At 42.8% G+C, this 22,740-nt stretch carries 25 protein-coding genes; 8 read left to right on the plus strand and 17 right to left on the minus strand.

Annotation, left to right across the window (positions count from 1 at the left end; translation table 11 throughout):
• Positions 1-19: 19 nt before the first annotated feature.
• The 4 genes from HGR01_RS19955 (at position 20) to rpsU (ending at position 2,334) form a co-directional block, all read left to right on the plus strand.
• Positions 20-646 (plus strand): precorrin-8X methylmutase, encoded by a 627-nt coding sequence (locus tag HGR01_RS19955; protein ID WP_045870741.1) that lies wholly within the window; start codon positions 20-22, stop codon positions 644-646.
• 3 nt (positions 647-649) lie between these two features.
• Positions 650-1,354: a precorrin-2 C(20)-methyltransferase gene (locus HGR01_RS19960; protein ID WP_045870740.1), complete on the plus strand. Its 705-nt coding sequence runs from the start codon at positions 650-652 to the stop codon at positions 1,352-1,354.
• A gap of 364 nt (positions 1,355-1,718) precedes the next feature.
• The gene (locus tag HGR01_RS19965; RefSeq protein WP_045870739.1) at positions 1,719-2,021 is read left to right on the plus strand and encodes an RNA recognition motif domain-containing protein; all 303 of its coding nucleotides are present in this window, start codon (positions 1,719-1,721) and stop codon (positions 2,019-2,021) included.
• A 124-nt stretch (positions 2,022-2,145) separates the two neighbouring features.
• Positions 2,146-2,334 (plus strand): 30S ribosomal protein S21, encoded by a 189-nt coding sequence (rpsU, locus tag HGR01_RS19970; protein ID WP_045870964.1) that lies wholly within the window; start codon positions 2,146-2,148, stop codon positions 2,332-2,334.
• A 97-nt stretch (positions 2,335-2,431) separates the two neighbouring features.
• Here rpsU and HGR01_RS19975 read toward each other — a convergent pair whose 3' ends face one another.
• The 16 genes from HGR01_RS19975 to HGR01_RS20050 all read right to left on the minus strand — a co-directional run bounded on the left by HGR01_RS19975 (position 2,432) and on the right by HGR01_RS20050 (position 15,574).
• Positions 2,432-3,238: an aldo/keto reductase gene (locus HGR01_RS19975; RefSeq protein ID WP_045870738.1), complete on the minus strand. Its 807-nt coding sequence runs from the start codon at positions 3,236-3,238 to the stop codon at positions 2,432-2,434.
• Between the two features lie 74 nt (positions 3,239-3,312).
• Positions 3,313-3,618: a hypothetical protein gene (locus tag HGR01_RS19980; protein ID WP_045870737.1), complete on the minus strand. Its 306-nt coding sequence runs from the start codon at positions 3,616-3,618 to the stop codon at positions 3,313-3,315.
• 450 nt (positions 3,619-4,068) lie between these two features.
• A complete protein-coding gene (locus tag HGR01_RS19985; RefSeq protein ID WP_045870736.1) occupies positions 4,069-7,014 on the minus strand; it encodes an NHLP bacteriocin export ABC transporter permease/ATPase subunit in 2,946 nt (981 codons plus the stop codon).
• A 236-nt stretch (positions 7,015-7,250) separates the two neighbouring features.
• The gene (locus HGR01_RS19990) at positions 7,251-9,500 is read right to left on the minus strand and encodes an NHLP family bacteriocin export ABC transporter peptidase/permease/ATPase subunit (protein ID WP_045870735.1); all 2,250 of its coding nucleotides are present in this window, start codon (positions 9,498-9,500) and stop codon (positions 7,251-7,253) included.
• Entirely contained in the window at positions 9,466-9,705 is a 240-nt protein-coding gene (locus HGR01_RS19995; RefSeq protein WP_155539271.1) for a hypothetical protein, read from the minus strand. Before HGR01_RS19995 ends, HGR01_RS19990 begins: the two co-directional genes overlap by 35 nt.
• Positions 9,706-9,782: 77 nt before the next feature.
• Positions 9,783-11,225, minus strand: coding sequence for an NHLP bacteriocin system secretion protein (locus HGR01_RS20000; protein ID WP_045870734.1), 1,443 nt, complete (start codon positions 11,223-11,225; stop codon positions 9,783-9,785).
• A 155-nt stretch (positions 11,226-11,380) separates the two neighbouring features.
• Positions 11,381-12,478: a cyclic nucleotide-binding domain-containing protein gene (locus HGR01_RS20005; RefSeq protein ID WP_045870733.1), complete on the minus strand. Its 1,098-nt coding sequence runs from the start codon at positions 12,476-12,478 to the stop codon at positions 11,381-11,383.
• 160 nt (positions 12,479-12,638) lie between these two features.
• A complete protein-coding gene (locus HGR01_RS20010; RefSeq protein ID WP_045870732.1) occupies positions 12,639-12,932 on the minus strand; it encodes a hypothetical protein in 294 nt (97 codons plus the stop codon).
• 116 nt (positions 12,933-13,048) lie between these two features.
• Positions 13,049-13,345, minus strand: a complete 297-nt coding sequence (locus HGR01_RS20015; protein ID WP_155539267.1) for a CTB family bacteriocin — start codon at positions 13,343-13,345, stop codon at positions 13,049-13,051.
• A 95-nt stretch (positions 13,346-13,440) separates the two neighbouring features.
• A complete protein-coding gene (locus tag HGR01_RS20020; protein WP_045870730.1) occupies positions 13,441-13,656 on the minus strand; it encodes a CTB family bacteriocin in 216 nt (71 codons plus the stop codon).
• Positions 13,657-13,751: 95 nt separating this feature from the next.
• Positions 13,752-13,967 (minus strand): CTB family bacteriocin, encoded by a 216-nt coding sequence (locus HGR01_RS20025; RefSeq protein ID WP_045870729.1) that lies wholly within the window; start codon positions 13,965-13,967, stop codon positions 13,752-13,754.
• A gap of 108 nt (positions 13,968-14,075) precedes the next feature.
• A complete protein-coding gene (locus HGR01_RS20030) occupies positions 14,076-14,291 on the minus strand; it encodes a CTB family bacteriocin (protein ID WP_045870728.1) in 216 nt (71 codons plus the stop codon).
• Positions 14,292-14,399: 108 nt separating this feature from the next.
• Complete coding sequence (locus tag HGR01_RS20035) at positions 14,400-14,615, minus strand: CTB family bacteriocin (protein WP_045870727.1); 216 nt, start codon at positions 14,613-14,615, stop codon at positions 14,400-14,402.
• A gap of 95 nt (positions 14,616-14,710) precedes the next feature.
• On the minus strand, positions 14,711-14,926 hold the full coding sequence (locus HGR01_RS20040) for a CTB family bacteriocin (RefSeq protein WP_045870726.1): 216 nt from the start codon (positions 14,924-14,926) through the stop codon (positions 14,711-14,713).
• Between the two features lie 108 nt (positions 14,927-15,034).
• Positions 15,035-15,250 (minus strand): CTB family bacteriocin, encoded by a 216-nt coding sequence (locus tag HGR01_RS20045; RefSeq protein WP_045870726.1) that lies wholly within the window; start codon positions 15,248-15,250, stop codon positions 15,035-15,037.
• Between the two features lie 108 nt (positions 15,251-15,358).
• Positions 15,359-15,574: a CTB family bacteriocin gene (locus HGR01_RS20050; RefSeq protein ID WP_045870725.1), complete on the minus strand. Its 216-nt coding sequence runs from the start codon at positions 15,572-15,574 to the stop codon at positions 15,359-15,361.
• Between the two features lie 583 nt (positions 15,575-16,157).
• On the opposite strand from HGR01_RS20050, the gene HGR01_RS20055 reads away from it, so the two are divergent.
• Together HGR01_RS20055 and HGR01_RS20060 are read left to right on the plus strand one after the other, a co-directional pair.
• Entirely contained in the window at positions 16,158-17,222 is a 1,065-nt protein-coding gene (locus tag HGR01_RS20055) for a DUF3365 domain-containing protein (protein ID WP_045870724.1), read from the plus strand.
• 116 nt (positions 17,223-17,338) lie between these two features.
• Positions 17,339-18,130 (plus strand): MinD/ParA family protein, encoded by a 792-nt coding sequence (locus tag HGR01_RS20060; RefSeq protein WP_045870723.1) that lies wholly within the window; start codon positions 17,339-17,341, stop codon positions 18,128-18,130.
• Between the two features lie 347 nt (positions 18,131-18,477).
• Here the strand turns inward: HGR01_RS20060 and HGR01_RS20065 are convergent, their stop codons facing one another.
• A complete protein-coding gene (locus HGR01_RS20065) occupies positions 18,478-19,743 on the minus strand; it encodes a plasmid pRiA4b ORF-3 family protein (protein WP_045870722.1) in 1,266 nt (421 codons plus the stop codon).
• 158 nt (positions 19,744-19,901) lie between these two features.
• Between HGR01_RS20065 and HGR01_RS20070 the strand changes: the two genes are divergently transcribed.
• Together HGR01_RS20070 and HGR01_RS20075 are read left to right on the plus strand one after the other, a co-directional pair.
• Positions 19,902-20,438, plus strand: coding sequence for a nucleotidyltransferase family protein (locus HGR01_RS20070; protein WP_045870721.1), 537 nt, complete (start codon positions 19,902-19,904; stop codon positions 20,436-20,438).
• 195 nt (positions 20,439-20,633) lie between these two features.
• On the plus strand, positions 20,634-22,739 hold the full coding sequence (locus tag HGR01_RS20075; protein WP_045870720.1) for a M3 family metallopeptidase: 2,106 nt from the start codon (positions 20,634-20,636) through the stop codon (positions 22,737-22,739).
• Position 22,740: the final 1 nt, after the last annotated feature.

The raw sequence follows: 22,740 nt of genomic DNA on the forward strand, positions 1-22,740 counted from the left end.
CCCCAGTCCCCAATCCCCAATGCCTGACTACATCCAAGATGCCAAGGAAATCTATCGTAATTCTTTCGCGATTATCCGGTCGGAAGCGAATTTGGAAATATTGCCGCCAGATGTAGCAAAAGTTGCAGTACGTTTAATTCATGCCTGTGGAATGACGGATATTGTCACTGATTTGGGATATTCACCCACAGCAGCGCAATCTGGACGGGCAGCTTTGGCTGATGGCGCGCCAATACTCTGTGATTGCCGGATGGTAGCTGAAGGGATTACGAGGCGGCGATTACCTGCAAATAACCAAGTTATTTGTACGCTTTACGATGCAGAAGTTCCAGAATTAGCTGAGAAAATGGGTACTACGCGATCAGCGGCGGCTTTGGAATTATGGCACAAGCATCTCGAAGGTGCAGTGGTAGCAATTGGCAATGCGCCCACTGCCTTATTCCGGTTATTGGAAATGCTGGATGAGGGTTGCCCCAAACCTGCTGTCATCTTGGGTTTTCCCGTGGGGTTTGTGGGTGCAGCCGAGTCAAAAGCCGCACTAGCAGAAGATAGCCGTAATGTACCATTTTTAACATTACATGGTCGGCGTGGCGGGAGTGCGATCGCCGCCGCCGCAGTTAACGCCTTAGCAACAGAGGAAGAATAATATATGTCAACTAAAGGTCGTCTCTATGGAATTGGCATAGGGCCAGGCGATCCAGAACTTTTAACCCTAAAAGCGTTACGGCTGCTGCAAGCTTCACCTGTAGTTGCTTATCAATCGGCAGCAGATAAAGAAAGTATTGCCAGAAAAATTATTGCGCCATACCTTCCAGGAAATCAAATTGAGGTACTCTATCATCTCCCTCGTGCTTTAGAGCCAGAAAAAGCCAAGTCAATTTATGACAAAGAAATTGAACCCATTGCAGAACATCTAGAAGCTGGGCGGGATGTAGTAGTAGTATGCGAAGGCGATCCGTTTTTCTACGGTTCGTTTATGTATGTATTCACCCGGTTATCTGAGAAGTACGAAACCGAAGTTGTCCCTGGAGTTTCCTCACTGATGGCTTGTCCGGTAGCTTTGGGTGTACCTTTTACCTACTACAACGATGTTCTCACAGTTTTACCTGCACCCCTACCAGAGGAAGAACTGATCTCACAACTTTTAAAAACAGATGCGGCTGCAATTATGAAATTGGGTCGTCACTTTACCAAAGTACGCGATATTTTACATCAATTAGGATTAGCATCGCGGGCGTTATATATTGAACGGGCCACAATGGCACAGCAAAGAATTGTACCCTTAGATGAAGTCGATCCGGCGGAAGTGCCTTATTTTGCGATGATTATAATTCCAAGTAAGAGTCGGTTATAGGTAGTAGTTCAACACACAAATATTAACAGGTGTAGCTTGGGTAAAGGGAAAAGGGCAAAGGAGAAGGGTTTTAAACCTTTACCCTTTCCCCCGCCTGTCAAAGCGATAAAATATTTCTTTGGTTGGAAGTCCCTTATGGACAACACTACCGTAGGCAAGTAGTTCTACTTGTGTTCATATCATGACTAACTCACCAAGCATCTACAGGATGCAAAAAATTAACTTATATGTCATCCTAGAAAACGAGAATTAATTCGGTGAGTATTTTTGTTTTTAGTATTGACAGGCTTTTCCCTTTTGGTATTTACAGATTTTTCTCCGAAATTTAAGTCTCAATGAATGTGATAATTTTGGAGATCATCTAATGTCAATTTATATAGGCAACCTCTCTTACGAAGTTACCCAAGATGCTTTGACTGCTGTTTTTGCAGAATATGGCACTGTGAAGCGCGTTCAACTACCTACTGACCGTGAAACAGGACGGCCACGTGGCTTTGGATTTGTAGAAATGGGAAGTGATGCTGAAGAAACGGCTGCAATTGAAGCCCTTGATGGTGCTGAATGGATGGGTCGTGACCTGAAAGTTAACAAAGCTAAACCCAGAGAAGACAGAGGTGGTTCTTCTGGCGGTAGAGGCGGATATGGTGGCTCTCGTAACCGCTACTAAGCTTTGAAGCATTAAAACTTTACCAGCAAATTTTCAAGTTTGACAAAAAGTGCAACAAAATTGCACTTTAGTCAACTGAATGCTCGATCAGTTTAAGCAGTTAGTTAGTTTAGTAGGAGAGATAATGACCCAAGTAGTAGTGGGTGAAAATGAACACATTGAATCAGCCCTACGCCGATTTAAGCGAGAAGTTTCTAAGGCGGGAATTTTTCCCGATATGAAGAAGCATCGTCACTTTGAAACGCCTCTGGAAAAACGCAAGCGCAAAGAAGTTGCCAAGCACAGGCAGGGTAAAAGACGTTTTAGTCGCTAATTCGTAATACTCGCCTCCGGCGAGAAGCAAGCTACGTAATTCGTAATTTAAAATTCATAATTACGAATTACGTTGATTATGTTTCCTACAAGGAATATTAAATCCATTGAGTATCAAATGCATCTTGCCCATGACCGTAAATCAAGTCACCGTATTCTTGCCATTGGGCTAGTTCTTGATTTGAAAGTTGGGGTGAGTGTAATACAGAAAGATTTTCTGCTAATTCTGGCTTAGTTTTTGGGGCAGTTAGTGCTAGACGTACTGCTGAGTTATTTAGCGCATAACGATAACAGTCTGCTGCGGTGGGTAGTTTTCCTTGCCAGTGAGGATGTCCTTGAAGTAATGTTCCCCAGCGAGTACAAGTGAAGGCTACTACGGGAATATTAGCTTTTTGCGCTTCTGGTAATACCTTTTCTTCCGCCTTACGATGTGCCATATTGTAACGGTGCATCAACACATCACACTGATGGCGTTGGATGATTTCTAAAGCAATAGTTCGGTTGTGTGTGGTAACTCCCACATAGCGCACAACTCCAGAATCTTGCCACAAACGAAGTTCATCTAGTACTACTTGAACCTGCTTCACGTCGTCAGATGGGGAGACATATTCTAGAAAAAATATATCTAGCTGATCGATATTTAAATCATGGCGCACAGAGTCCAAGTAATGGCGTAAAGATTTTAGATCACGGCTTTCGCTTCCGGTCGTTACCAGTACTTGCTCACGCTTTGTTGCTAACAGAGATTTTAAGCCATCCAAAAAGGTTTGGGATTCTAGATTGTAAAAGAAAAAGTAATTGATTCCGGCAGTAAATGCCAACAAAACAGCATTAGGATCATCTATTGATTGTCCTGCTAATCCCAGAATTCTGGCAGGTTGTCCCTGTATTGTTAGTAACTCCACGATTCACAATCTCAAGTCTTTATTTCACTGTACTGCACCACATGTTTTGTGGAATGCGTTGATAACGCATCCTACTAAGCTTTTTTAATCAGCAAAAGCAAATATTGCTTTCTCAAAAGCTGCTTTTGCTTTCTCATTTTGATAGATGTAGCAAGCAAAAGTAGATATTGCTTTCTTACAAGCTGCTTTTGCTTTCTCATTTTGATAGATGTAGCAAGCAAAAGTAGATATTGCTTTCTCAAAAGCTGCTTTTGCTTATTCAATTCGGTATATTCAGCAAGCAAAAGTAGATATTGCTTTCTCAAAAGCTGCTTTTGCTTATTCAATTCGGTATATTCAGCAAGCAAAAGCAAATAAGCTAATGCGCGCCTAAATTGCATAACTACTCAAGAAGGCTGTTAACTGTTAACGGTTGACTGTCAACGGTCAACGGTCAACAGCCCTCATGAGGGATTGTGCAACTTAAAAGCAGAATAGCTTATTGCTTTCTCATCTAGAGGGCAAGGCAATGCCCAGTGGTGTCAACTTAACGTGAAACCCGCTTTGTTGCAAGGTTTCGCCCTCACCCACCAGGAGAGGGGAGCAAGAGATTTAGTTCCCCTTCTCCCGGGGGAGAAGGGGTTAGGGGATGAGGGCACGAGGTATTTGTAGAACACGCGCCGTACATAGCTTTTAGCTTAAGTTGACACGTATGGGCAGCGCCTTGCCCCTACAATCTGTCGCATTCTTTTTTAAAATTGGTATTATTTCCCTTTTCCCATTCCCCTTTTTCCCCTTAACCGACAAGTATTGCGTACAATCTGTCTTCCAAGAAAGGCGATCGCACTTAATTAAAGCTTCTGTCGCGCCATGAGTTGAGCAAAGAGTCCTGGTTGCTTGGCGAGTTGATGAAAACTACCTTCTTGAACTACACGACCATTTTGGAATACATAGATACGATCAGCGTTGCGAATGGTACTGAGACGGTGGGCGATCGCAATTCTGGTGACTTTTAACCGTTCTAAGCTTTGGCTGACAATTGCTTGGGTGCGGTTATCTAAAGCGCTGGTGGCTTCGTCAAATAGCAGGATTTTGGGTTTTAAAACGAGCGATCGCGCAATTAATAAGCGCTGGCGTTGTCCACCGGAAAGGTTGCTACCACCTTCACTAATTACAGTGTGCATTCCCATTGGCATGGATTCAATATCTTCAGCAAAGCCAGCCATCCGCGCTGCTTCCCAGGCTTCATCCATTGTGATTGTCGCACCACTGGCGATATTTTCAAAGATGGATGCAGATGTTAAGCGGCTATTTTGCATCACTACGCCTAATTGTCGGCGGACTGCATGGACATCTAACCCCGCTAAATCTTGACCATCAAAGTAAATTGTCCCTGATTCCGGTGCATCAAACCCTAGTAATAAGCGGAATAGTGTGGATTTACCACTCCCAGAAGCACCCACAAAGGCGATAAATTCTCCCGGTTCCGCGTGGATACTAACATCATCTAAGGTTAAAGGCCCGTCATCACGATAGCGGAAAATCACATGATCGACTACTACCCGCCCAGAAAGTCGCCCAGGATCAGCTTTTTCTGTGTCTACTTCCGGTTTAGCTGCCAAAATCGGCTGTGCGCGTTCCCATAATGGCACGATTTGCAGGACATCTACAACTGTACTGCTAAGGCTAGTAGCACCACCGATAAATGTTCCAAATGCGGCATTAAAAGCTAAGAATACACCTGTAGATAAACTACCTGATTGGGATTCCTGAATTAAACTAGTGGCAAACCAAAATAAACAAGCTGTGGTTAATGCTGGCAGGATTTTATTAATTACCGCCACAATATCCTCAATATTTTGAGTACTCAGCATCCATTTAATTTGCTGACTATATTGTTTACCCCAAAAAGCAAAGGCGCGGGCTTCAGCCCCAGCAACTCGCAGTTTAGTTACACCGTTAATTAACTGCACCATCACCCCTAAGAGTTGTCCTTGTAATTCGAGTAAGGGGCGAACTTTCCGCAGGGTGGAAATACCAGAAAATAAAGTTACACCAATATTCACCAACGCTACCACTAAAGCAATTAACGCTAGGGAACCGTTGTAATAAAACAGCAATCCTAAATTTAATAATGCAAATAAGCTGGTAAATATACTTCTTAAAACTGTACTACTCAGCCTTTGGCGGATTTGACTTACCGCACTCACCCGGGAATTTAAATCCCCAATGGAGAACTTACGGAAAAACGAGGCTTTGAGATTCAACAGGCGATCCCAAACTGCCGCTTGAGTGGTAGCATCAGCAAAGGTTTCTACCCGCATAATGGCGAAACCTTGGGCTAGTTGAAACAAAGTGCTACCAAAAGCTGTAGCCAACAATCCTAAAGCAATTTGCCCTAATAAACTGCGATCGGCATCGGGAATAGCACTATCAATTAAGATGGCGGTAGCTTGGGGGGTAATCATTCCTAATAAAGTCGTCGCCACACCCGCAATCACGACAACCATCAATTCCTGGTAATGTCCTTCCAGGGCAAACTTTAACAAGTCCAGGGTACTGAGGACTTTATCTGGTAAAGGACGGTAAAAAGTGTAACCAGTCTGCGCTAATCTCGCCGCAGTTCTCGCATTAATTAATGTACGCGATCGCCTGATGGGATCGAACATTTCATAGCGGGTATCTGATACAGGTAACAACGCCACTGGATAATTATCTTCCAGGGTGTAAGCCAGCATCGCGCCGCTATCTTTCTTCCACCACTTACCTTGTAACGAAATCGTTCGCATCCGCAAACGAGAAGCCCGGGCGATCGCTTGTAGCGGATCTTGAATGCGTTTCATATCTTCCGACTTCGCCGGCGGACGAATTGTTACACCCAAAGTCCGCGCCACCGCACCAGCCGCAATCAACAAAGCTTGCTGGGGATCGTTAGCAATTCCTACCTCAAAACTACCACTATTAGCAGGCTTGAGTAAAAAAGCTAACTCACTCAGCGTTTCCTCCATCACCTGAGAATTGAGGTGTTGGCGTTCTTGAAAGCGCTGGGTTTCTGCCTCAGTTTCCTCCTGTTCTAAAAGATACAAACTCCCCAAAACATATATATGCAGGTGCGCCATCCCCGCCAGCAGAGTATCAGGATCGTGAATATCAGCAGTACTGAGAGATTCCAGCTCAACCATATCCTCAGCTTGGAACCACATATCTGCACTCAACGGCAAAAATTGCGTTCTCCCTTGGAGTTGTCGAAGACATCGCCCTGTAATCAACAATTCCTCAAACCCCATCCAAGTTGCATAACCAGTTTGGATTTGTACCCAAGATACCAACTCGCGCTGTGGTTGAAAAATTTGCCCATTATTCAGGGAAAAATATCTTACCCCTTCCTCTTGAAACGGTAATCCAGGGGGAGTAATTACAGATAAAGCCAATCCTAGCTGCTCAATCCAACCCTCAATTAAAGTTAAAGCTTCACCATGACCACCAGCAAGAAATTCCCGAAAATCCTTTACCGAAACCTTCAAAAGTTCAGTTTCCTCAATCGACACCGCCACCAACTGATAAGGTAAGGGTTGCGAATCACTAGGAATACCAAACATCGCCTGTCTGGTGCGAGTAGTAAACAAATAACGGCGAGTACCTTCCGCCACCCCTTCCTTCAGTGGAATCGCAAACACCGCCAATGAACCAGATTTTACAACCCAAATAGTCTCCGGATCATCCAGAATAATCGGCTCATTACCCTTAATCTGATAATATTCTCCCGGCAAGCTAACAATGCGAACTTGATCCAACATGATTATTCCTGCTTCCTAAAACTAATACGGCGTTGCTAAATAAAGGGATAAGAGTCGCACGCAAAGGCGCAAAGACGCAAAGAATCGTTTTTTGGCATTTTCAAGAATATAAATTATCCAAATGAACGAACCACAGAGGACACAGAGAGATGAAGTTTTTGCATTCTTACTTTGCGCCTTTGCGTCTTTGCGTGAGATAAAAAAGATGTAGTTCATCCCCAAAACAATCTGTAATCTTACTTCTCCTCAATCGCTTCCCCCTCACTGCGAATCAACTCCAAATACTTCCCTTCCACTTGCTGCAATTGCTCATGAGTCCCACGTTGCACCACCTTGCCCCGATCAAAGACAATAATCTCATCGCAATCCCGAATTGTACTTAAACGGTGGGCAACAATAATACAAGTACAACCCCTCTCCCGCAACTTGCGATCGATTAACTTCTCCGCTTCAGAATCCAGCGCACTTGTAGCTTCATCCATCACCAAAATTGCTGGATTATTCACCAAAGCACGGGCAATTTCTAATCTTTGACGCTGTCCCCCACTTAAATTAGTTGCCCCTTCTGCCAAGTCAGCATTGTAACCACCAGGCATAGAAAGCACTACATCCTGAATCTCTGCATCCTTACAAGCGCGAACTAAATTACTAAAAGGTACCGTAGAATCCCAAAGCGTGAGATTATCGCGCACACTACCAGCAAACATCGAGATATCTTGTTCTACCAGCGCCAGTGAATGATTAATAATGGAACGGGGAATATCTTTTCGCGATTTCCCATCAAATAGAATCTCCCCACCCCAAGGTTCGTATAATCCACATACCAGCTTGGCAACGGTTGATTTACCAGAACCGCTACCACCAACTAAGGCGACGCGTTGACCGGGTTTGAGTGAAAGATTAAGATTTTCAATTAAGGGAGCTGCGGAGCGATTATAACCAAATGTGAGGTTACGAAGTTCTACATAACCTTGCAGCCGCACATTTGCCTTCGGTACATCATAAGCTGTGGGTAGAGGTGTTTCTTCACTCACCGCCGGATCGATCGCATTATGTAAAACATCATCAAGGCGATTGAGATTACCTTCCATTTCTTGAAGTTCACCAGCCAGACTCACCAAACTATTCACAGGTTCGAGGAATCTTTGCATTAAGGCTTGAAAGGCAATCAACATCCCAATACTGAGTACGCCATCCATTACCCGCAGCCCTCCCACCACCAGCAACAGCATTGAGGTAATTGAGGTGAGAAATGATGGTAAAACACCGACAGTTTGATTAGTAGTATCCATTTCCTGACGGGCGTTTATCGACTTAGCATAATAGCCAGCCCACCGGGAAAAGAATTCTGATTCTAGCCCTGAAGCCTTCAGGGTTTCCATACTTTGCAAGCCGGAAATGGCTACGCCACTAACTTTACCTTGTTCTTGCATTAATCGCATATTGGCATCGACGCGTTGCCGAGAAACCCAGCGCCACACGGTAATATTAATAATTACGAAAGCAATACCAATTAAAGTCAGAACAGCATCATATTGCAGCATCACCGCGCCATAAAAGGCGACAGTGAAAATAGAAATCACTGTGGTAGCTAATCTACCGGAAAGCAAATTCGCCAAATTATCATTGAGGTGAACGCGGTTACTAATTTCCCCCGCAAACCGTTGATCGTAAAAACTCACTGGTAGGCGGAGAATATGCCACAAAAAGCGACTAGACATCCCCACAGCCAGCTTAATTTTTAAACGACGCAAAAATTGCAACTGAAGTAAAGTTAAAAAACCATTTAAGATAGCAGTTAAAATAATGCCGAGAATTAAGGGACGCAACCAATCATTTCTGCCTTCAATTAAGACATGATCGACAAATGTTTGCGAAAAGGCGGGAATAGCTAACCCTGGAATTACTAATAACAATCCGGCGATCACACAGTAAACCAAAGCACCCAAAGAACTCTGCAATCTGTCCCATAAAGCTAGTGTCAGGCTGGGTTTACGTCCACCTGTTCGGAATTCTGTACTTGGTTCCAGAACTAAGACGACACCAGTAAAAGACTGATCAAATTCTTGGGGGGAAACTGTACGGGGGCCAGTAGCCGGATCGTTGAGATAAACCTTATCTCTACTAAATCCTTCAACAACTAGAAAATGGTTAAAATTCCAGAAGATAATATAAGGACATTCGAGTTTACGTAACCCATCCAAATCAACCTTAAAGCCTTTCGCTTGCATCCCATAGATCCGGGCTGCACTGAGAATATTTGACGCTTTACTCCCATCCCGCGACACACCGCAAGCTAGACGGAGTTCTGCCAAGGGAACAACCCGATTGTAATAACCAAGAATAATTCCTAATGCGGCAGCACCACATTCCACCGCTTCCATTTGTAACAGAGTAGGAGTGGGACGACGGCGATCGGGAGGGCTAATCAGCCGCCGAATTTTTTTTAATCTACGCCCAAGTTGGGATTGAAGAGTTCGCCACATAGTTCGTGTTCAGTAAGGATTTGTCGGGGAGGGGGATGAAGGAGATGAAGGAGATGAGGGAGATGAGGGGGATGAGGGGGATGAGGGAGATGAGGAAGATGAGGGGGATGAGGGAGATGAGGGAGATGAGGAAGATGAGGGGGATGAGGGAGATGAGGAAGATGAGGGAGATGAGGGGGATGAGGGAGAAATTACTATTACCCATTACCCATTACTCATTACTCATTACTCATTACTCATTACCCCATGCCCCATGCCCCATGCCCCATGCCCCATGCCCAATTAATACATTCCACTCCAAGAACGGAGTATGGGAAAAACAAAAGAAATTGGTGATTGTTCGTCAACTTTGACGCGGACTGAGGAGGTAGTTCCTGAGGTGACTTTGGCTTCTGGCCCCTTTGAAGATGACCAGCGAAAACCGCTTTTAGTTGAGGGATCTGCATCGAGTTCAGCGAAGACTTGAATTTGCGGCCCTTGGGAGGTTAAGCCTTGCAAAATTTCTGCACCACCAACAACGCTGGATGCGCTTTCTTTGGTGACAGGGAACGACGAAACACTGGTTACCTTGGCGATGATTCCGCCAAAGCGTTCGCGCTTCACAGTAGAGGGAGTGATTTGCAACTCCATACCTTTTTGAATCTTTTTACCTTCGCTGACTGGGAAGAATGCAACTCCCACTAACTTATCAGTGGAATCTTGAGCTTGAATTGTGCCAATACGCGCCCCTTCTTCCAAGCTTTGTCCGGGAACAACCGTCAGTTCTAAGATTTGACCGTTGAAGCTGCTAATAACCTTATTTCTATCTTTTAATTGCGATTTTAATTGCGCGATCGCTCTTTCGGTTTCTTGAATTTCTTTTTTCCGATTGGTGGCGATCGCTAAATCTTGTTCGGCTTGGGAAGCTAATTTAGTATCTAATGTTGCTAACTGGGCTTGTAGTTCTTTAGTAGCGTTTAAGTTAGCTAAATATTGCCTTTGGGCATCGGCTTCTTTGACATCCAGTTGTTTCAGTTGCGATTGAATTTCATTAATCCGGCTTTTACTATTAAGAAATTCCTGCTCCGCTTGCAGCACAGTATCAGTAGATACAGCACCTTCCCGGCGTAATTGTTGCCGCAATTCAAACCTTTCTTGAAAAGTTGGGACTAGCTTGCGTGTGGTTTCCAACTGTTGCTCTAAAGTCCGCCTTTCTTGGCGAATTGACTCTAAACCCTTCTCCCGCAGAATTGGGGTTACAGATTTAGTAGTATCTAAACTTTGTAACAGTGCTTGACGCTGTTGTTGCGTTGCACCCTGATCCAGAACTGTGCGTTGCGCTTGCAAAGAATTAGCGCTGCGGTCTTGTTCTTGCAGTTGCAACAGCTTCGCCCGTGCCATATCCAACTTTTCTTGCAGTTCCGTTTGGTCGATAGTTGCAATCACCTGTCCCTTCTTAACGCGATCGCCTGGACGCACAAACAAATTCAAAATTTGCCCAGAACTCGGAGACTGAAAAGGCACAACCTTACTAGGGAAAACCACTACCCCTTGTCCATTCACAGTAATGGGAATCCGACCGTAAACACTCCAAGCCACTCCCACCGCCACCAAAGAACCCAACGCCGCCAACGGAATCCACTTCTTCGGCTGCACCACCTGCATCAATTGATCCAGGCGTTCCGGGGAAGATAAACGATCCAGCGCTTCTTTACGAAATATATTGTTTTTTTGAGCCGTAACCATAGTGACTCCAAATATAAATAGGGCATTGGGCATGGGGCATGGGGGAAAGGGTAATGGGTAATAGTAATTTCTCCCTCATCTACCTCATCCCCCTCATCCCCCTCATCTACCTCATCCCCCTCATCTCTCCCTGCTCCCTGCCCCCTGCCCCCTGCTCAATTCGCCTTCAACTGCTTCAACATCCAATCAAACCGCGTTCCTGCTAGGGTTACTTGGGCTAAAAATCCGGAACTTAGTTCATCTTCATAAGTAAGGCTACTGTCTAAAGATTTACCGGAACTATATGTAATTCTGCCGTAACCCAGGCGATTGATAATTCCTTGCTGCTTGTCTGCTAGCAATATTGCTAACACGCGATAGAATCGGGCAGCAAAACCCACATCATGTAACAATTTTGCAGCCAATCGCCAACGGGGAATAGCCAGAACGATCGCATCTTCAATGGCGCGAATTGTCATCGGTGGTGGACTGGCTTCTACAAAGGGGGTTTCGCCTACCATGTCGCCGCGCGATAATCTAGCAAATTCTGTTTCGATGGTTTCTGTGTTTTCTAAATTAGAAAAGGCGCGGGTGAGGGGGTTGCTAGCATCTTCGGCAGTGGAAGCTACCATTTTGCCATCTAATAAAATATAAAAAGCATCAACGGGTCGTCCGGCTTGAAATAAAACTTCTCCCGCCAAAATTCTCTTAGCTTCGCCGGCTGCAATCATCCAGCCGATATCGCTATCGCTTAATTCCGCAAATGTAAATAAAATCTCGCGGATTTGCGGTTGGAAGAGTACAATTGTGCTTTGACCAATTTGGCTGACAATTTGTTCTAAACGGTGAGCCAATAAAACTGCGATCGCGCGATAAAAATGAGCCGCAAAGGTAATATCTTCTTGGAGTTTTTTCACCAATTCCTGCTGCGGAACCATCAGCACTAGAGACTTTTTCGCAGCTTTAATCGTCGTTGCAGACTGGTAGGATGTTAAGAAAGGCATTTCTCCCACCACTTCCCCATTTGTCAGTCTTGTAATCTCCCGTCCTGACAATTCGCCACCTTCTAAGGCTGCAAACGCCCGACCAATCGGGTTATCGTCAGCTTGAGCAACAGAAACGGACAATGCACCATCGAGTAAAATATAAAGCGCATCAACCGGTGCCCCTTGGCGGATGAGAATCGTGCCGGCAGTAATTTCTTCTCTCCGACCCGTTGCTAATATCCAGTCAATATCACTATTTGTGAGTTCCTTCAGTAGAACTTCTGTCATAATTTAAATTCCTTCTGTTCTGCTAACGGGAGAGAAATGGGGAGTGCAGAAATAACTACCGATCAATCTCCCCATCGCGCAAACTCAAAAGGATGAAGTGTCAAGGATAAAGGATGAAAATAGGTAGATATTTCACCCTTTATCCTTCATCCTTCATCCTTCATCCTTCAGATGATTCACTAGTGTAAGTGTGAGAATTGCCGTACTTATCTTTCCAATAAGGAAGCTTTGTATTTTTGAGATGTTTTGTAATTTCTTGAGATACATCATTATAAATATCGCTTGTGGGATACTGACCTGGATAAGGTTCACCCACAGCCACACCACCTGCAATAGTTATCAGTTCTTCAGCTGATAATTCTTGTACTTCGATTTTCTTTTCATTTTCCATTGAAATTGTTTCTCCTTGTAATAAATTTAAAATCGAACGAACATTGATTGACACCAGAAACATTACAGAAACTCAATTTTGGAACTTCCAGAAAATAAATTATCCAATTAACAAGAGTAAATATTCTCTTACTCTCCCTACCAAGAAAGCTATAGGATATTGTTTTAATTGGAAGTTTCTTATGCAGAACCGTCGAGTGCAGATGAACCGCCAAATAACTCGTTAAGCACTTTTAAATCATCGGTTGTTGCATCAACAATGGTGACTTGGAGAAATGACGATTCTATGGTTTCTGCCTTAAATGCTGAATTTGCTAATCTTTTATGAGATCCAGATACAGTTTGGTCGTTAGATATCACTGTCGATGCAAATCTTGCAGCTTGAAACTTCAGACTGAAACCACCAGCTACTTCGTCTAACTCCTCATCCGACAATTCGGTCACGTCATCATTAGGAGTAATTTCGTCACCTAACATAATCGGTTGTTTTGTGATTGAATTGAATTCAATAAAGAGGGCGATCATCAAACTAGCTAGCTAGTCAATTAAGCCCTTATCTAGTTACAGTAGAGTTATTTGCCTGTTGTTTGTTCTTCAAAAAGAGCAGCTTTAAAATCATCTGTGGATTGGAAAACTTTACTACGAACTCCGTTACGATCTGCTTCAAGTGTAGTGATTTGAAAATCTGTCAACTCTGCGGTGAAAGCTTCTGCTCTACGACTTGCACCACCAGCAACGTTATCTAGTTCTTCAGAAGATAGTTCTTGGGGTTGAATGTGGTCAGACATGATGTTTTCTCCTTGAGGTATGATGGGTTAAAAATTAGTCATAAAGTTGAGATAGGGGAAGAATCCCCTTTACTCAACACCAAGTGAAGAACGAACTACTTACCTGTTTGAGTGAATTCAACAAGCGCAGCCTTGAAGTCAACGGTTTCTTGAAGGTTGTTGCTTTGAATACCATTGCGACCAGCATTGAAGCTGCTGATTTGTGCATCATCTAGTTCACTAGTTGCAGCAGCTGCAAAACGACTTGCACCACCAGCAACGTTATCTAGTTCTTCAGCGGATAGTTCTTGGGGTTGAATGTGGTCAGACATGATGTTTTCTCCTTGAGGTATGATGGGTTAAAAATTAGTCATAAAGTTGAGATAGGGGAAAAATCTTGGGGAAGTATCCCCTTTACTCAACGCCGAGTGAATAAAGAACTACTCGCCTGTTTGAGTGAATTCAAACAGCGCAGCCTTGAAGTCAACGGTTTCTTGAAGGTTGTTGCTTTGAATACCATTGCGACCAGCATTGAAGCTGCTGATTTGTGCATCATCTAGTTCACTAGTTGCAGCAGCTGCAAAACGACTTGCACCACCAGCAACGTTATCTAGTTCTTCAGCGGATAGTTCTTGGGGTTGAATGTGGTCAGACATGATGTTTTCTCCTTGAGGTATGATGGGTTAAAAATTAGTCATAAAGTTGAGATAGGGGAAAAATCTTGGGGAAGTATCCCCTTTACTCAACGCCGAGTGAATAAAGAACTACTCGCCTGTTTGAGTGAATTCAAACAGCGCAGCCTTGAAGTCAACGGTTTCTTGAAGGTTGTTGCTTTGAATACCATTGCGACCAACATTTAAGCTGCTAATTTGTCTATCTTCTCTTTCACTAGTTGCAGCAGTTGCAAAACGACTTGCACCACCAGCAACGTTATCTAGTTCTTCAGAAGATAATTCTTGGGGTTGAATGTGGTCAGACATGATGTTTTCTCCTTGAGGTATGATGGGTTAAAAATTAGTCATAAAGTTGAGATAGGGGAAGAATCCCCTGTACTCAACGCCAAGTGAATCAAGAACTACTTACCTGTTTGAGTGAATTCAACAAGCGCAGCCTTGAAGTCAACGGTTTCTTGAAGGTTGTTGCTTTGAATACCATTGCGACCAGCATTGAAGCTGCTGATTTGTGCATCATCTAGTTCACTAGTTGCAGCAGCTGCAAAACGACTTGCACCACCAGCAACGTTATCTAGTTCTTCAGAAGATAATTCTTGGGGTTGAATGTTGTCAGACATGATGTTTTCTCCTTGAGGTATGATGGGTTAAAAATTAGTCATAAAGTTGAGATAGGGGATGAATCTTGGGGAAGTATCCCCTTTACTCAACGCCAAGTGAATCAAGAACTACTTACCTGTTTGAGTGAATTCAACAAGCGCAGCCTTGAAGTCAACGGTTTCTTGAAGGTTGTTGCTTTGAATACCATTGCGACCAGCATTGAAGCTGCTGATTTGTGCATCATCTAGTTCACTAGTTGCAGCAGCTGCAAAACGACTTGCACCACCAGCAACGTTATCTAGTTCTTCAGAAGATAATTCTTGGGGTTGAATGTTGTCAGACATGATGTTTTCTCCTTGAGGTATGATGGGTTAAAAATTAGTCATAAAGTTGAGATAGGGGAAGAATCTTGGGGAAGTATCCCCTTTACTCAACGCCGAGTGAATAAAGAACTACTCGCCTGTTTGAGTGAATTCAAACAGCGCAGCCTTGAAGTCAACGGTTTCTTGAAGGTTGTTGCTTTGAATACCATTGCGACCAACATTTAAGCTGCTGATTTGTCTATCTTCTCTTTCACTAGTTGCAGCAGTTGCAAAACGACTTGCACCACCAGCAACGTTATCTAATTCTTCAGAGGATAGTTCTACGGGTTGAATGTTGTCAGACATGATGTTTTTTCCTTAATGTTTCAGATTGTGTGGAATCCAGCGCCGAGAGCGATTTGTTTGTTGTTTGCTTTCGCTTTCCTTGCTTGATGTCCCTATAGTACGAATTCAACTCCCCTATACACATCTGAAAAACGTCTAGGATTCTGTCTAAGCGAAGTAAAGAGAAGCTGTCTGACTTTCGCTTATGGGGTTTAGCTAGGACTAAGACTTTAGTCATAGGCTAAGGGGACTAGTTCCCACAAAAGTAGTGAGTTTGCCTTAAAACCTGGAAATTCCACGTTTCTAGCAGTATGAATAGACATAGATCGTCAATTCGTAATTCGTAATACCCTGCGGGAAGCGCAAAGCGCTACGTAGTTCGTAATTATGAATTGTGATTTGTTGCCTGTTATCCAGATCCCCGACTTCTTCAAGAAGTCGGGGATCTAACAACCGCTAAATTTGCTTAATTAATTTATGGCACTAAATATTATTAGCAAAGGTTAGTGGGTGGATAATTTAAAAACAAATAAAAAATCAAAATATCCTATTAATTTAATGTGCATGAATTGGTAAACATTTTGTAAGCAAAGAGGAAACAGCAATGTTGAACAGATTTAAATTAGCAACTAAATTTACCTTTCTTCTATCGCTGGTTTTCCTCTGTGCGATCGCAGTCAGTGGTTTTACTTTATCTCATGCACTAGAACATAAGGCGGAAGCCGAAATTGGTTACCGTAGCCAAATTCTGGCAGAGACGATGGACTCTATCAGAAACTTCACCAACACAAAAGTCAGTCCTCTGCTGTTACCGATGGTGGAAACTCAATCGACCTTTGTCCCGGAGACGATTCCCAGTTATGCAGTTAGAGAAGTGTTTGAAAATCTGCGGAAAAATCCAGAATATAAAGATTACTTTTATAAAGATGCCAATCTCAATCCCACCAATATGAGGGATAAGGCTGATACATTTGAGATGCAGGTTATTGAACGATTTCGCAACGAACCAGAACTGAAAAACATTTCAGGTTTCCGCGATTCTTTTGAAGAAAAACTGTTCTATAGCGCTCGTCCTTTTGTTGTTAAAAACCCTACTTGTTTACGCTGCCATAGTACACCGGAAGCTGCGCCAAGAAGTCATGTTTTAAGTTACGGTTCCGAAAATGGCTATGGATGGGAACTCAATAAAGTGCTAGGTACTCAAATCATTTACCTTCCTGCTAAAAAGGTATTTGATGATGCTAACCGTGCTTTTATATTATTCATTAGCTTATTTATTGTTATCTTCGCTGTAGTAATTTTATTAATTAATTATTTACTGAAACGCAATGTGCTACAACCCCTCAAACCAATGGCACAATTAGCGCAGAAAATGACTATGGCTCAAATTAGTTCTGAAGAAGCGGAAGAATTTGACCGCCAAAAGCTCACACCCATCGTTAAACGCAATGATGAATTAGGACAGATGGGGAGAGTTTTTCAACGCATGATGCATGAAATTTATGCTCGTGAACAACAAATGACGCAGCAATTACAAAAACTCAGAATCGAAATTGATGAAACAAGACGCGCGCGTCAAGTTGCAGAAATTGAGGGATCAGAATCATTCCAACAATTGCAAGAAGAAGCAAGGATTATGAGAAGTAAACGCAACAACGGGAATCAGTGAAGATGAGGGGGATGAGGGAGATGAAGAAGACAAATACTAATTACCCATTCCCCATTCCCCATTCCCCAATTACGAATTACGAATTACGAACTACTAATTACCATTGAGGTTTTATCGTGTCTGAAATAATTTCTGTGCATTCATTCCGTGGCGGAACTGGTAAATCAAACGTTACAAGTAATCTGGCTACTTTAATTGCTCGTTCTGGAAAGCGAGTAGGAGTTGTTGATACTGATATTCAATCTCCTGGTATTCATGTTTTGTTTGGGTTAGAAGAAGCACGCATTCGCTATACCCTGAATGATTATTTATGGGGACGTTGTGCGATTGAAGATGCAGTTTATGATGTGAGTTCTGTGCTTAAACAAAAACCATCTTTATTTAGCCGTCAGGGAAATATTTATCTCTTGCCTTCTAGTATTAAGATGAGTGATATTTCTCGGATTTTACGCGAAGGTTATGACGCGCGCTTGCTGAATGATGGTTTACGCCATTTAGTAAAGCGTTTAAAACTAGATTATCTATTAATTGATACTCACCCTGGTATTAACGAAGAAACTTTGCTTTCAATTATTCTTTCTGATACCTTGGTGTTGATTCTACGTCCAGATAAACAAGATTACCAAGGGACAGCCGTAGCAGTTGATGTGGCGAAGAAATTAGAAGTACCAAAAATGCTTTTAGTGGTTAACAAAGCACTACCATCTTTAAATTTTAATGAGTTACGGCAAAAAATCCAAAGTACCTACGCCACCCCTGTAGCTGGAATTTTACCTGTGAGTGAAGAGATGTTCAATTTAGGCAGTAGTGGCATTTTCAGCTTACAGTATCCCAATCATCCTTGGACAGAAACAATCAGTGCGATCGCAAAACAAGTTATGGGTACTAAAACAAAATCTATGGTGTAATTTATATCACTATTAACTTGAATAATATCATGCAAATTTTCCATCCCCGTAAGGGGTTCAAGCATGTTACCATCTTTCTCGATGCGTTACGCTATCGCTAACGCATCCTACAATTTAAGGTTTACTTTATATGGTAAGTCTTTAACTGAACAAGATACAGCAGATTCGATGTTTATAAGGTACAGCAACTAATTGAAAAAAGTAAAGAGTAATAAGTAAATTTCCTACTCATTACTCATTACTCATTACTCATTACTCATTACTCATTACTCATTACTCATTACTCATTACTCATTACTCATTACTCATTACTCATGATGTACCTCACTTACTTCAAAAGTGCTGTATTACTCATCTTCATCCCAATCATCATCTTCGCTCCAATATTGTCGCGGTGCGTCGCCGTGAATTTCTAAAATTTTGGCTTTTTTAATTTTGTTATCTAGTGGTTGAATGTCTTCTAATTGCACATTAAATTGCCAATTATCGCCAAAATCATAAAGATAAGTCATGCTTGTCCCCAGTTCTAATGGTAAATCACCAATACGGACTTGATCGGCAAATGGGGGTGATTCTGTATAGGGATGACCTATTGTACAAGTACGACCAAAACGGTCTTTATAACTAAATTCATATAGGTGATCGTAGTCGAAATCAAAAGCATCAAGAATTGTGCTAGCTAACCAGCTTAATTCTCTTTTGGCTGGGATAGCAATTCGTCGCCAAGATTTAGCAACCGATACTTTAAAAATATAAATACCATCAGTAAATCCTTGTTTGGGTAGGATTAAATTATTTTGCCATTCAGGAAAGAACGGCTGAAAATGAGGCTGTAATTGCCCAAAATTTATATTTATTTCTTCTTCAAATTTGCCTGTAATTCCTACTGGAAAGAGTAACCTAAACATCGCATCACCAAGGGGTAAACGTTCTACACTGGTAATGCGCCATCCCTTACCTTCTTGAGCTTTTGCTTGTTGAATGGTTAGTAATCCAAATAATTCTAATAAAGCAATATTATGCAGACCAGGATAATAGCCAAGAACTTGTTGGTCGTCATATTTAGCTAACTTTAAGCCTTGATCGGGAATCCGCGCCCAAAATTGAATACATTTAAATAAATTATTCCATGTATCTTGGCGCTCACCTAAAATTTCGTTATTTCCCCAAATTAACCAAGCTTCTAATAAGGTAAAATAACGTTCTGTAAAATTGAGCTTAGACCAAGATTCTAAAACAGCTTCATCTAATACTAAAAACTGTTTTCTACCTTGAGATTTAATTTGCACGATTCCTGAACTACGTAATAACAGATAAAGCCCATTGATGTAAGGATATGATTTTTGTACAGGACGTTTCAGTTTAGTATCAATTGGGTGGCTTAACTGTAAATTTAGTTCCGATAAGACTTTTAGTGGTAAAAGATGATTAACGCTACTGACTTCTACACCTTTTGGTTGGATAAAATCGATTAAAGATTGGAAGTCACGCAGAATTGTCCCTGGTTGATTTTCATCGATACTGAGTTCTGTGAACAGTGCTTGCTGTGACTCTGTAATATAAGGTAGTTCCTGATTTAGAGTCAGGTTGATGCTGGCAAATAAGTCTTCCATAATTCAAAAATTTAAATTGAATTAAAAAATTAAATTTAGTTTTTGGACTAGCACACAATTATTCGATATTTATACTACGAATGAATAATTAAACAAACTTCGGCAAAGATGAATGGTAATATTTTCGCTTGCTAGCTAAAAATTATCTGAACTTTGATATGAACAGTAACACTCGCTTACAGATGATTCTCGCTGATTCACCTGTAGGGATGATTTTAAGAGCGATCGCACCACTTCACCTACCTGACTGGTGGTTAGCAGGCGGTGCGGTGCGAAATACTGTTTGGCGGGCAATTTTTGGTAATGATTGCGCTTTAGTAATCAAAGACTTTGATATTGCATTTTTCGATATCCAAGGAAACCGTTCCCAAGAACAAGCAGCAAAAGCTATTCTCCAAGAACAGTTTCCTAACCAAGAGTTTGATGTCAAAAATCAAGCCAGTTTTGCCCGGTGGCGTGATGGCGAAAGAACCTACAATAGTACAGAAGACGGCATCGCCCAATGGTTACATACTGCAACGGCTGTAGGAGTGCGGTTAAATGCTCAAGGAGAATGGCAATTTTTTACCCCCTACGGTTTGGATGATTTATTTAATGGCATCATCCGCCCTACACCCGTAAATATTGATAATCATCATGCTCGTCAAAAAGCATCTAGTTTCTTACAAAAATGTCCTTATTTGCAACTAGCCTAGAGTAATTTTATTTGTTTTTATTGATAAAACGTAGGGTGTGTTGTCGCGCAGCGCAACGCACCATTCCCCCTTCCCCCTTCCCCCTTCCCCAATCCCCAGCCCCCAACCCCCCGAAAACGCACCGCGATCGCTACATTAGAAGAATATAAACAAAAATCATAATTAACCAAGAGCGATCGCATCTCACACACAATCATGACTCAAAGTGCTACTCTTTCTCAGAATCCCCTACTCAAGGGTGCTGGCTTACCTCCCTTTGCGGAAATCAAAGCGGAACAAGTAATCCCAGCCTTCAAGGAACTGTTAACAGAACTGGATTCCGAACTTACTGCTTTAGAAAAGAATGTACAGCCTACTTGGAGCGGTTTAGTAGAACCTTTAGACAAAATCTCAGACAAGCTGTCTTGGAGTTGGGGTATAGTCAACCATTTAATGGGTGTCAAGAATAGCCCAGAACTACGGGAAGCTCATGAAGCAGTGCAACCAGATGTGGTGCAATTTATCACCAAACTGGGTCAAAGCCAACCTCTTTACAATGCTTTTAAGGCTCTCCATGCTAGTGATGCTTGGAAGGGCTTAGAATCAGCACAGCAAAGAATTGTAGAAGCTGCGATTCGGGATGCGGAACTTTCTGGTGTGGGCTTAGAAGGAGAAGCAAAGGAACGTTTCAACGCTATTCAGATGGAGTTAGCAGAACTTTCGAGTAAGTTCTCTAACCATGTCCTCGATGCTACCAAAGCCTTTAGCATCACCCTCACCACCAAAGAAGAAATCGACGGCTTACCCCAAAGTTTACTGAGTTTAGCAGCCCAAGCCGCTCGTGCTGCTGGGGAAGAAAATGCGACACCAGAAAATGGCCCCTGGCGCATCACTTTAGATTTCCCTAGTTATGGCCCCTTTATGCAGCACAGCACCCGCCGGGATTTGCGCGAACAGCTGTACAAAGCTTTTATTAGTCGTGCTGCATCCGGCGAGTTAGATAATAATCCCCTCATTGACCGTATATTAGAATTACGCCAAGAACTATCTGGGTTACTAGGTTTTAACAACTTTGCGGAATTAAGCCTAGCTAGTAAAATGGCTCCCAATGTCGAAGCTGTGGAAGCACTGTTAGAAGAACTGCGTCGCGTTAGTTATGATGCAGCCGTTAAAGATTTAGCAGAACTCAAAGCCTTTGCCGCCTCCAAAGGTGCAAAAGAAGCTGAAGATTTAAAACATTGGGATATTAGCTTCTGGGCGGAACGTCAGCGAGAAGAAAAATTCTCCTTTACTGCGGAAGAATTACGCCCTTACTTCCCCCTTCCCCAAGTCCTCGATGGCTTATTTGGCTTAGTTAATCGCTTATTTGGCGTTACAGTCACCCCCGCCGATGGTCAAGCCCCAGTATGGCATGAGGATGTGCGTTATTTCCAAATAGCTGATGAAACAGGCGCTGCGATCGCCTACTTTTATTTAGATCCCTACAGCCGCCCCGCCGAAAAACGTGGTGGTGCGTGGATGGATGTCTGCATTAATCGTGGCAAAACTGCGGAAAATGGTAGCAGCAGCGTTCGTTTGCCTGTAGCATATTTAGTCTGTAACCAAACTCCCCCCATTGATGACAAGCCCAGCTTAATGACTTTCAATGAAGTGGAAACCCTCTTCCACGAGTTTGGGCATGGTTTACAGCATATGCTTACCAAAGTTGATTATACTGGTGCTGCTGGTATAAATAACGTCGAATGGGATGCAGTCGAACTACCCAGTCAGTTTATGGAAAACTGGTGCTACGAACGCCCCACTTTGTTTGGCATGGCGAAGCACTATGAAACAGGTGAACCGCTACCAGAGCATTATTACCAAAAGCTGATCGCAGCCCGCAACTATATGAGTGGTAGTGCGATGTTACGGCAACTCCACTTTAGCAGTGTCGATTTAGAACTCCACTCTCGCTATCGTCCTGGTGGCGCTGAAACCCCTGCTGATGTCCGCCATCGCATAGCCAAAACTACCACCGTTATACCCCCATTACCAGAAGATGCTTTCTTATGTGCATTTGGGCACATCTTTGGCGGTGGTTATGCGGCAGGTTACTACAGCTACAAATGGGCGGAAGTTTTGAGTGCTGACGCTTTTGCTGCTTTTGAAGAAGTTGGACTGGAAGACGAAGCTGCGATTAAAGCTACAGGTAGACGCTACCGTGATACAGTGCTGGCGCTGGGTGGTAGCAAGCACCCAATGGAAGTATTTAAAACCTTCCGGGGACGTGAACCGAGTACCGCGCCTTTGCTGCGACACAATGGTTTAGCGGCGACAGCTTAAG

The organism is Tolypothrix sp. PCC 7712 (assembly GCF_025860405.1).
GTDB classification, from domain to species: domain Bacteria; phylum Cyanobacteriota; class Cyanobacteriia; order Cyanobacteriales; family Nostocaceae; genus Aulosira; species Aulosira diplosiphon.

What these genes read in the sequence shown, in the direction of transcription:
- HGR01_RS19955 (WP_045870741.1), top strand. Translation starts at nt 20, where the DNA reads ATGCCTGACTACATCCAAGATGCCAAGGAAATCTATCGTAATTCTTTC.
- HGR01_RS19960 (WP_045870740.1), top strand. Translation starts at nt 650, where the DNA reads ATGTCAACTAAAGGTCGTCTCTATGGAATTGGCATAGGGCCAGGCGAT.
- HGR01_RS19965 (WP_045870739.1), top strand. Translation starts at nt 1,719, where the DNA reads ATGTCAATTTATATAGGCAACCTCTCTTACGAAGTTACCCAAGATGCT.
- rpsU (WP_045870964.1), top strand. Translation starts at nt 2,146, where the DNA reads ATGACCCAAGTAGTAGTGGGTGAAAATGAACACATTGAATCAGCCCTA.
- HGR01_RS19980 (WP_045870737.1), bottom strand. Translation starts at nt 3,618, where the DNA reads ATGCAATTTAGGCGCGCATTAGCTTATTTGCTTTTGCTTGCTGAATAT.
- HGR01_RS19985 (WP_045870736.1), bottom strand. Translation starts at nt 7,014, where the DNA reads ATGTTGGATCAAGTTCGCATTGTTAGCTTGCCGGGAGAATATTATCAG.
- HGR01_RS19990 (WP_045870735.1), bottom strand. Translation starts at nt 9,500, where the DNA reads ATGTGGCGAACTCTTCAATCCCAACTTGGGCGTAGATTAAAAAAAATT.
- HGR01_RS19995 (WP_155539271.1), bottom strand. Translation starts at nt 9,705, where the DNA reads ATGGGTAATAGTAATTTCTCCCTCATCCCCCTCATCTCCCTCATCTTC.
- HGR01_RS20000 (WP_045870734.1), bottom strand. Translation starts at nt 11,225, where the DNA reads ATGGTTACGGCTCAAAAAAACAATATATTTCGTAAAGAAGCGCTGGAT.
- HGR01_RS20005 (WP_045870733.1), bottom strand. Translation starts at nt 12,478, where the DNA reads ATGACAGAAGTTCTACTGAAGGAACTCACAAATAGTGATATTGACTGG.
- HGR01_RS20010 (WP_045870732.1), bottom strand. Translation starts at nt 12,932, where the DNA reads ATGTTTCTGGTGTCAATCAATGTTCGTTCGATTTTAAATTTATTACAA.
- HGR01_RS20015 (WP_155539267.1), bottom strand. Translation starts at nt 13,345, where the DNA reads ATGTTAGGTGACGAAATTACTCCTAATGATGACGTGACCGAATTGTCG.
- HGR01_RS20020 (WP_045870730.1), bottom strand. Translation starts at nt 13,656, where the DNA reads ATGTCTGACCACATTCAACCCCAAGAACTATCTTCTGAAGAACTAGAT.
- HGR01_RS20025 (WP_045870729.1), bottom strand. Translation starts at nt 13,967, where the DNA reads ATGTCTGACCACATTCAACCCCAAGAACTATCCGCTGAAGAACTAGAT.
- HGR01_RS20030 (WP_045870728.1), bottom strand. Translation starts at nt 14,291, where the DNA reads ATGTCTGACCACATTCAACCCCAAGAACTATCCGCTGAAGAACTAGAT.
- HGR01_RS20035 (WP_045870727.1), bottom strand. Translation starts at nt 14,615, where the DNA reads ATGTCTGACCACATTCAACCCCAAGAATTATCTTCTGAAGAACTAGAT.
- HGR01_RS20040 (WP_045870726.1), bottom strand. Translation starts at nt 14,926, where the DNA reads ATGTCTGACAACATTCAACCCCAAGAATTATCTTCTGAAGAACTAGAT.
- HGR01_RS20045 (WP_045870726.1), bottom strand. Translation starts at nt 15,250, where the DNA reads ATGTCTGACAACATTCAACCCCAAGAATTATCTTCTGAAGAACTAGAT.
- HGR01_RS20050 (WP_045870725.1), bottom strand. Translation starts at nt 15,574, where the DNA reads ATGTCTGACAACATTCAACCCGTAGAACTATCCTCTGAAGAATTAGAT.
- HGR01_RS20055 (WP_045870724.1), top strand. Translation starts at nt 16,158, where the DNA reads ATGTTGAACAGATTTAAATTAGCAACTAAATTTACCTTTCTTCTATCG.
- HGR01_RS20065 (WP_045870722.1), bottom strand. Translation starts at nt 19,743, where the DNA reads ATGGAAGACTTATTTGCCAGCATCAACCTGACTCTAAATCAGGAACTA.
- HGR01_RS20070 (WP_045870721.1), top strand. Translation starts at nt 19,902, where the DNA reads ATGAACAGTAACACTCGCTTACAGATGATTCTCGCTGATTCACCTGTA.
- HGR01_RS20075 (WP_045870720.1), top strand. Translation starts at nt 20,634, where the DNA reads ATGACTCAAAGTGCTACTCTTTCTCAGAATCCCCTACTCAAGGGTGCT.